Here is a 7005-nt window from a genome sequence, read left to right as displayed (position 1 = left end):
GTCAAAGCGCTCAGCCGGGCTTCCAATTCCTCGGCAAACGCTTTCACCGTCAGATTTTTTGCCCGGGACATAAGCGCCACCCCCTGGTGGTAAGAGCGTTACCAGATATCTTGCTGTGCTCTGCGGGCCGCCAGGGACGCACGCGCGGCGCCGTTGTTGGGAACCCCCTGTTCCCGGCAGTACTGCTTGATTTCTTCGATATCCAGCAGGACCGGCCGGCAACGGGCACCCCGGGCTTCGAGTTCTGCGGTGACCTCTTGCAGGTTTGCGTACCATTCCTCCCACGTGGCGCTCACTTTTTCCCGGTCCGCTGCGTCGGCGAGCAACTCTCCCCATTGCTCCCGTTTGTAGACCGCAATGGCAGACTCGACCATGGTGCGGGGCCCATCGGCATCAAACGCGCCCGGCGGCTCAACCGGACGCTGCCGGTTCGCCCAGAACGGGCATTCCGGGCACACCTGCCCAAGCGGGTAATCAACGCCCTCTTCGTGCGGGCACCCGTTGATCGCCTCCAGCATCGCCAGGCTGCGGACGCCTTCCCGCCGCATGATCTCAAGGCAGGCGTTCTGCAACCCGACGTCGTATCGAAGGTCTGCGTTCGGCGAATCGCGAAACCATTTGTGCAAGTGAGGTTCGGCGCCCCTTGAAGCGAAAATGCCCAGGACGGCTTTTGAGGCTTTCCGATCGTCGGGTCCGTAGAACATGAGGGTGGCCATCGGGTAACCCCGATGCCCGTGTTTGGTCAGTTTTCGTAACCAGGTGATGGGCTTCATCAAACGCAGCAGGATGGGAGAACAAGGAAAAAAGAAAAAGGGGCTTGGCACACCAGCACGCCAAGCCCTGAAAACGATCGGCCTCTAACCGGCAACCCCGCCGGCCTGATATCTCCCTAACCCGGAAGCGGCCTGCCCGGATCACTCGTCTGCGGGGTGCCGGCCGTACTCGCCGTGCCTTGAGGCGGCTCGGGCTGCCGCGGTTGCACCGGCTGGGTGCCCGGTGCCGGCTGCACTTGGGCCGCCGGCTGAACCGGCGCCGCCACCTGAGGTGCCTGCGTATAAGTGCGCGGCGGCTGCGCCGTTGTCGTGCCTTTGACGTCATTGGCCGCCTGTTGCAATTCCCTGTCAAACTCTTCCCGCGCCTTGCGGAATTCATTCATACTTTGGCCAAGGCTCCGGGCCAGTTCCGGCAGCCGCTTGGCGCCGAACAACACCAGGACGATGATCAAAATCAGCATCCACTCCGAGGGCCCTGGGGCCCCAAATGCGAGCATGTACATATCCTCTTAAACGAACTCGCGCGCGGAGTTGCACCGCAAATCCGCGCGCTGTTTACCCATCGTCAGACAATCATTTCAGCGAGTCGAGGCGTGAGACCAGGTCGGCTTTCGAAGTGAGACCGACCACTTGGTCACGCAGTTCGCCGCCTTTGAAAAACAGCAACGTAGGAATGTTTTTGATTCGAAAGTCTTCCGCCAATTTGCGGTTGTTATCGACGTCAACCTTAACCACGCGCACCTTTTCACCCTTTTCAGCGGCGATCTCGTCGAGCACGGGTGCGATCATACGGCATGGGCCGCACCAGGTTGCCCAGAAATCCACTAACACGGGAACCTGGGTCTCACGTACGGTTTGGTAAAAGTTCGATTCCGTCAGATGCAGAACAGATGAAGAAGCCATATGCCAAAGTGGTAGCGTTCGCGCCTGCGCTCGTCGTGGGCGGCTCAGCTGAACGCGATCAGTAGTTGGATGATAAGCGAAATGACTGAAAATGCCAGTAGCAATCCGGCCAGCGGCGTTACCCAGGAGTCGTGACGGGAAGCGTCAACGTGCGCCATCAACCGGTGGCTGGTGCTTAGCAGCGGGGCCGGTCCGGGCGCCGGCTCGGCCGGTGAAGCCGGCGGCGATGGCGTCGTCTGTCGCGGCACCTTGATTCTCGCCATCCCTTTCTTGGAGTCGGCCATGCTCACCAATTACCGCGACGAACCCGCTTTTTTCAACCTTACGATGCCGCGGCCCTGGTCCGCCCCCCGCGCCGACTCCGCGTACCCCGGGCTGAATTTTCCGCAGTTTGGCGCCTGACGACACTTCCACCTTGCCCTGGAGCCGGTTTGACTTCAGCTTCGCGCTCACCAGCCAATGAGAGCATTGAGAGTTTGGCAATGAGAGTTCTTGTTACGGGCGGAGCCGGCTTCATCGGGTCGCACCTGGTTGAAGCGTTGCTGGCGCGAGACCAGCAGGTCGCTGTTCTCGACGATTTCAACGATTTCTACGATCCGGCCATCAAAACCCAAAACCTCGCCGCCGCGAGAAATCGAATCAGCCTCTTCCGGGGTGACATCCGCGACGAAAAAACCGTGCAGGCAGCGTTCGCCGACTTCAAGCCGGAAGCCGTCGTTCACCTGGCGGCGCGCGCCGGGGTTCGTCCTTCGGTCCAGCAGCCCGCGCTTTACCTGCAGACCAACATCCTCGGGACCCACCATTTACTCGCCGCTGCTCGCGAGCACGGCACCCGCAAGTTCGTGTTCGCGTCCAGCTCCTCCGTGTACGGCGCCTGCCGCGAGGTGCCCTTCCGCGAGGACCAACCCCTCGTGCAGACTCTCAGCCCGTACGCCAGCACCAAGCTGGCCGGCGAACACCTGTGCTCGAATTACGCTCACCTCTTCGGGCTGGAGGTCGTTTGCCTCCGCTTTTTCACCGTCTACGGGCCCCGGCAGCGGCCCGACCTGTCCATCCACAAATTCACTGACCTCATCGCCAACGGGCAACCCATCGAAGTCTACGGCGACGGCAGCGCCCGGCGCGACTTCACCTACGTCGATGACACGTTGCAGGGCATCCTCGCCGCGCTCGCGTATGACCGGACCCGTTTTGAAGTGTTTAACCTCGGTGAAGGAGCCACCGTCGACCTCCTCAGCGTGATCCGGCGGATCGAGAACGCCCTGGGTAAAACCGCCGAGATCCGGTTCAAGCCGCCGGTGGCCGGTGATATGCCGCAGACTTACGCCGATATTTCTAAAGCTCGCGCCCTGCTGAATTATCAGCCTGCCGTTCCCGTCGAGGTCGGCGTCCCTGGTTTTGTCGAATGGTACCGGAACACGCGGCCACGGTAACCAACACCCCTGCGTCCCCGAAAGGGATCAGTATGCAAGGGATAAGTGGAGAAGTATGTAAGTGTACGTAAGTACCCGCGCCGAAAGAAACCTATGAAAACGTCAGCTTACCAGTCCGTTACCGAGCTCTGCCAGGCCCTGGTGCAGATTCCCAGTGAAAATCCTGCCGGCGCTCCGGAATCGGCCGGCGAGGCGGTGATCGCAAAATTCGTGGGCGACTTTCTGAGCGGCCTCGGCGCGGACGTAACCTACGAGGACGTGATCGACGGGCGCCCGAACGTCTACGGGCGGTTTACTGCGGAATACCCGCGCACCCGCCTGCTGCTGGCGCCCCACCTGGACACCGTGCCCGTCGCCGGCATGACCGTTGACCCTTTCGGCGGCGAGATCCGGGACGGCCGCCTCTATGGGCGCGGCAGTTCCGACACCAAAGGCCCCATGGCCGCCATGCTGTGGGCCCTCGCCCAGATCGACCTGCGTTCCCAGGGCGTTGAAGTTGCCTTTGCCGGCCTCGTGGACGAGGAGGCCGGCCAGCTCGGGGCGCAGGCGTGCGCTAAACATCGATCCGCCGATTTCGTCATCGTCGGTGAACCGACCGGCCTGGACATCGTCTACACGCACAAGGGCACCTGCTGGCTCCGGCTCGAAACCCGGGGACGCGCCGCGCATGCCTCCGCCCCGGACTTGGGTGAAAACGCCATTGAGCTCCTTGCCCGGGTCTACGCCGGGCTCAAAAAACATTTCCCGGAAATCTTACCGACCAACCCGCACCCCGTGCTGGGCTCGCCCACCATCAGCCTCGGCCTCATCCAGGGCGGCTCGAAAATTAACGTCGTGCCTGACTATTGCTGCGCCCAGATTGACATCCGCACGTTGCCGGGCCAGGAAGGCATGTTGGACGCCATCCAGCGGTTTCTTGAAGAATCGCACGTTCCCGCCTCGGTTTCCGCCCTCAAAATTTCCGATCCCCTCCTGACCAGCCCGGAAGATCCGTACGTAACCCGGCTCGCTTCCCTCGGCGCCCGCCTCGTGGGCGCCCCGTGGTTTTGTGACGCCGCCGTCTTTGCCGCCGCGGGCACCCCCGCCGTGGCGGTCGGGCCGGGTTCCATCCGCCAGGCACACACCGCCGACGAATACATCGAAGTTGCGGAACTCGAACGCGGGGCCGATTTCTTCCGGCGCTTCCTCCAAAGCTTTTCCTATGCCTGACGCAGCCTCCACCGCGATTTCACCGACCCGGCAAGACGATTTCCCGGAATGGTACCAGCAGGTCGTTCGTGCGGCCGACCTGGCTGAAACCTCTGACGTCCGGGGATGCATGGTCATCAAGCCGTGGGGATTCGGCATCTGGGAGAACATCCAGCGTTACCTCGACGCCATGTTCAAGGCCACCGGGCACCAGAACGCCTACTTCCCGCTCTTCATTCCCCTGAGTTACCTTGAGAAAGAGGCCGCCCACGTTGAAGGGTTCGCCAAGGAATGCGCCGTCGTGACCCACCACCGGCTCGAGGTCGGGCCGGACGGCAAAATGCGGCCTGCCCCCGCGGCGGAACTGGCTGAGCCCTTGGTGGTGCGGCCTACTTCGGAAACCATCATCGGCGCCACCTTCGCCCGCTGGGTCCAATCGTACCGCGACCTGCCCATCCTGATCAACCAATGGGCCAACGTCGTCCGCTGGGAAATGCGCCCCCGGCTGTTCCTCCGGACCGCGGAGTTTCTCTGGCAGGAGGGGCACACCGCCCATGAAACCGATCGCGAGGCCATCGAGGAAACCTTCCAGATGCTCCGTATTTACGAACGGTTCGCCCGCGAATACCTTGCCCTGGCGGTTTACCACGGCGAAAAAACCGAGAGCGAACGGTTTCCCGGCGCTGTCAACACCTATTCCATCGAGGCCATGGTGCAGGACCGCAAAGCCGTTCAGGCGGGTACTTCGCATTTCCTCGGGCAGAACTTTGCCATGGCTTCCGGCATCAAATACCTGTCGCGGCAGGGCACCCAGGAATTTGCGTGGACCACGAGCTGGGGAGCCAGCACCCGGCTCATCGGCACCCTGATCATGACGCATGCCGACGACAACGGGCTCATCCTCCCGCCGCGCATCGCCCCCGCTCACGCCGTCATCCTTCCCATCACCCCCAAGCCGGAGCACCGTGCCCCCGTGCTGGAAGCCGCAGACAACCTTAAGCGGCAACTTAGTGAAATCAGCTACGCCGGTGAACCCGTCCGGGTCGAAATTGACCGGCGCGACGTCGGCGGCGGCACCAAAAATTGGGACTGGATCAAACGCGGCATTCCCATCCGGCTCGAACTTGGTCCCCGCGACCTCGCCCAAGGCACCGTCGCCGTTGCCCGGCGCGACGGCCCCGCCAAGGCCAAGGAATTCCTGCCTATCCCGGAATTGGCTGCCCGCCTGCCCCGTATCCTTGAGGAAATCCAGAGCGGCCTCCAGGAACGTGCCCGTGAGTTCCGGGACCGGCACACCGTCGGAATTGACTCCAAAGAGGCGTTTTACGACTTCTTCACCCCGAGGAATTCCGAGCGCCCGGAAATCCACGGCGGCTTCGCCCTGGCGCACTGGTCCGGCGACCCTGCCGTCGAACAGCAGGTGAAAGAGGACCTTAAAGTGACCATCCGCTGTATCCCCTTTGACGAGCAACTCGGGCCCGATCAACCCGGCACCTGCATCTTCACGGGCAAATCCAGCCCGCGCCGGGTCCTCTTCGCCAAGTCATATTAGAATACAGGAGGATGCGTGAGCCGGAGTCCCGAGGTAAATCCCGCCTGAGCATCTCACATATCCTCAAATAATAGAAAATAACAGAAGGAGTGCGGCGCTTTCGTCCCGGCGAGCCCGGGGACGGAGCCGCTCTCAATCTCAAACGGGCGCCAGACCTTCGCCTCGAAAACGGGTTGCGTCCCGTATCAAGGGCGCCTGAAGCGGCGCAAGTCATCCCGTTGACCTGTAAACGAGGCCCTTCGACGCCGTGCGCTCCGCCGTCGCGTCACCGACCCACCCCACTCCCGCCACCCGGCACCCGGCACCCGACACCCGGCACTCGACACTCGCCACCGAAACCCGTACCATGCGGTCGTGCCCCCTCCGGCTGAGAACGCCAAACCGTTGGCCTCTGGGCCTCCCGAGGAGACTGCGACCCCGGACGCCGCCAACCTCAACGAGGTCGAGATCTCCCGGGAACGGCTGGACGGGCTGGTCATCAACATCGAACTGACCCTCGTCAGCATCATCCAGGGGGTCGCGTTGTATTTCCTGGCGGATACCACCCGGCAACTCATCGCCGCCGGCTCGTTCGAGTATTTTCCGTACGCTCTGAACGGCCTGCTCCTCATTTTTCTTTTCTGGTCCCGGGCCGTCATCCACACCTTTACCGTCATTCGGTGGCCCCTCGAGTTCGGGCACAATTTTCTGTATATCACCTGCGCCCTGTTCGAGGGCATCAGCTTTGCCAACCTGGGCCAACCCCTCCTTTGGTACGGGTTGCAAGCCGTCTTTGCCGCCCTGGTCTGGTTACTCTTCGCCCTGGACCTGCGCCTGGTCCGAGCGCGGCAAACCGAATTTGCCGGGACACGGCTCGCCCCATTGTTTTCGGCGATTGAGCGCGACCAGAAACTCAACATCTTTGCGGCCATTCCCCTCTTCCTCGTCTTTTACCTCGTTGCCGCCGGGCTACTTTGGCGCGAGCAAGCGAGCGGTCACGCCTCCAAATTCCACCTCTGGTTTGCCGCCGGCCAAACCCTTGGCCTCACCGGCTATTTAATTTATCTCGTGCGCTTTTTCGCCCGATCCGGCTCCCGGCTTCTCGCGCGGCCCTGACCTACAACTCGGGATTCGTTTCGGTCGCAGCGGCGAGAAAATCCCGTTTGACTTCGAACCG

8 protein-coding genes are annotated in these 7005 nt (G+C 62.2%); 4 read left to right on the top strand and 4 right to left on the bottom strand.

Features of this window, described 5'->3' with window-relative positions; translation table 11 throughout:
• Nucleotides 1-98 precede the first annotated feature (98 nt).
• From JO015_16025 to JO015_16010, 4 genes are all read right to left on the bottom strand, one after another.
• Complete coding sequence (locus JO015_16025; GenBank protein ID MBW0000606.1) at nucleotides 99-773, bottom strand: hypothetical protein; 675 nt, start codon at nucleotides 771-773, stop codon at nucleotides 99-101.
• Between the two features lie 116 nt (nucleotides 774-889).
• Nucleotides 890-1276, bottom strand: coding sequence for a twin-arginine translocase TatA/TatE family subunit (gene tatA / locus JO015_16020; GenBank protein MBW0000605.1), 387 nt, complete (start codon nucleotides 1274-1276; stop codon nucleotides 890-892).
• Between the two features lie 70 nt (nucleotides 1277-1346).
• Nucleotides 1347-1676 carry a thioredoxin gene (gene trxA / locus JO015_16015; protein ID MBW0000604.1) on the bottom strand — a complete coding sequence of 110 codons (330 nt, stop codon included), beginning with the start codon at nucleotides 1674-1676 and terminating at the stop codon, nucleotides 1347-1349.
• A 44-nt stretch (nucleotides 1677-1720) separates the two neighbouring features.
• Nucleotides 1721-1960, bottom strand: coding sequence for a hypothetical protein (locus JO015_16010; GenBank protein ID MBW0000603.1), 240 nt, complete (start codon nucleotides 1958-1960; stop codon nucleotides 1721-1723).
• Nucleotides 1961-2158: 198 nt separating this feature from the next.
• On the opposite strand from JO015_16010, the gene JO015_16005 reads away from it, so the two are divergent.
• The 4 genes from JO015_16005 to JO015_15990 all read left to right on the top strand — a co-directional run bounded on the left by JO015_16005 (nucleotide 2159) and on the right by JO015_15990 (nucleotide 6944).
• Nucleotides 2159-3109: a GDP-mannose 4,6-dehydratase gene (locus tag JO015_16005; GenBank protein ID MBW0000602.1), complete on the top strand. Its 951-nt coding sequence runs from the start codon at nucleotides 2159-2161 to the stop codon at nucleotides 3107-3109.
• Between the two features lie 93 nt (nucleotides 3110-3202).
• Nucleotides 3203-4318: a M20 family metallopeptidase gene (locus JO015_16000; GenBank protein ID MBW0000601.1), complete on the top strand. Its 1116-nt coding sequence runs from the start codon at nucleotides 3203-3205 to the stop codon at nucleotides 4316-4318.
• Nucleotides 4311-5849 carry a proline--tRNA ligase gene (locus JO015_15995; GenBank protein ID MBW0000600.1) on the top strand — a complete coding sequence of 513 codons (1539 nt, stop codon included), beginning with the start codon at nucleotides 4311-4313 and terminating at the stop codon, nucleotides 5847-5849. The genes JO015_16000 and JO015_15995 overlap by 8 nt, the downstream gene beginning before the upstream one ends.
• 354 nt (nucleotides 5850-6203) lie before the next feature.
• Nucleotides 6204-6944, top strand: a complete 741-nt coding sequence (locus JO015_15990) for a hypothetical protein (protein ID MBW0000599.1) — start codon at nucleotides 6204-6206, stop codon at nucleotides 6942-6944.
• Nucleotides 6945-7005 lie beyond the last annotated feature (61 nt).

It is taken from the genome of Verrucomicrobiota bacterium, assembly GCA_019247695.1.
Classification (GTDB): domain Bacteria; phylum Verrucomicrobiota; class Verrucomicrobiia; order Chthoniobacterales; family JAFAMB01; genus JAFBAP01.
Note: the sequence above shows the minus strand (reverse complement) of the source record. Positions and strands in the feature narration are given on the sequence as shown.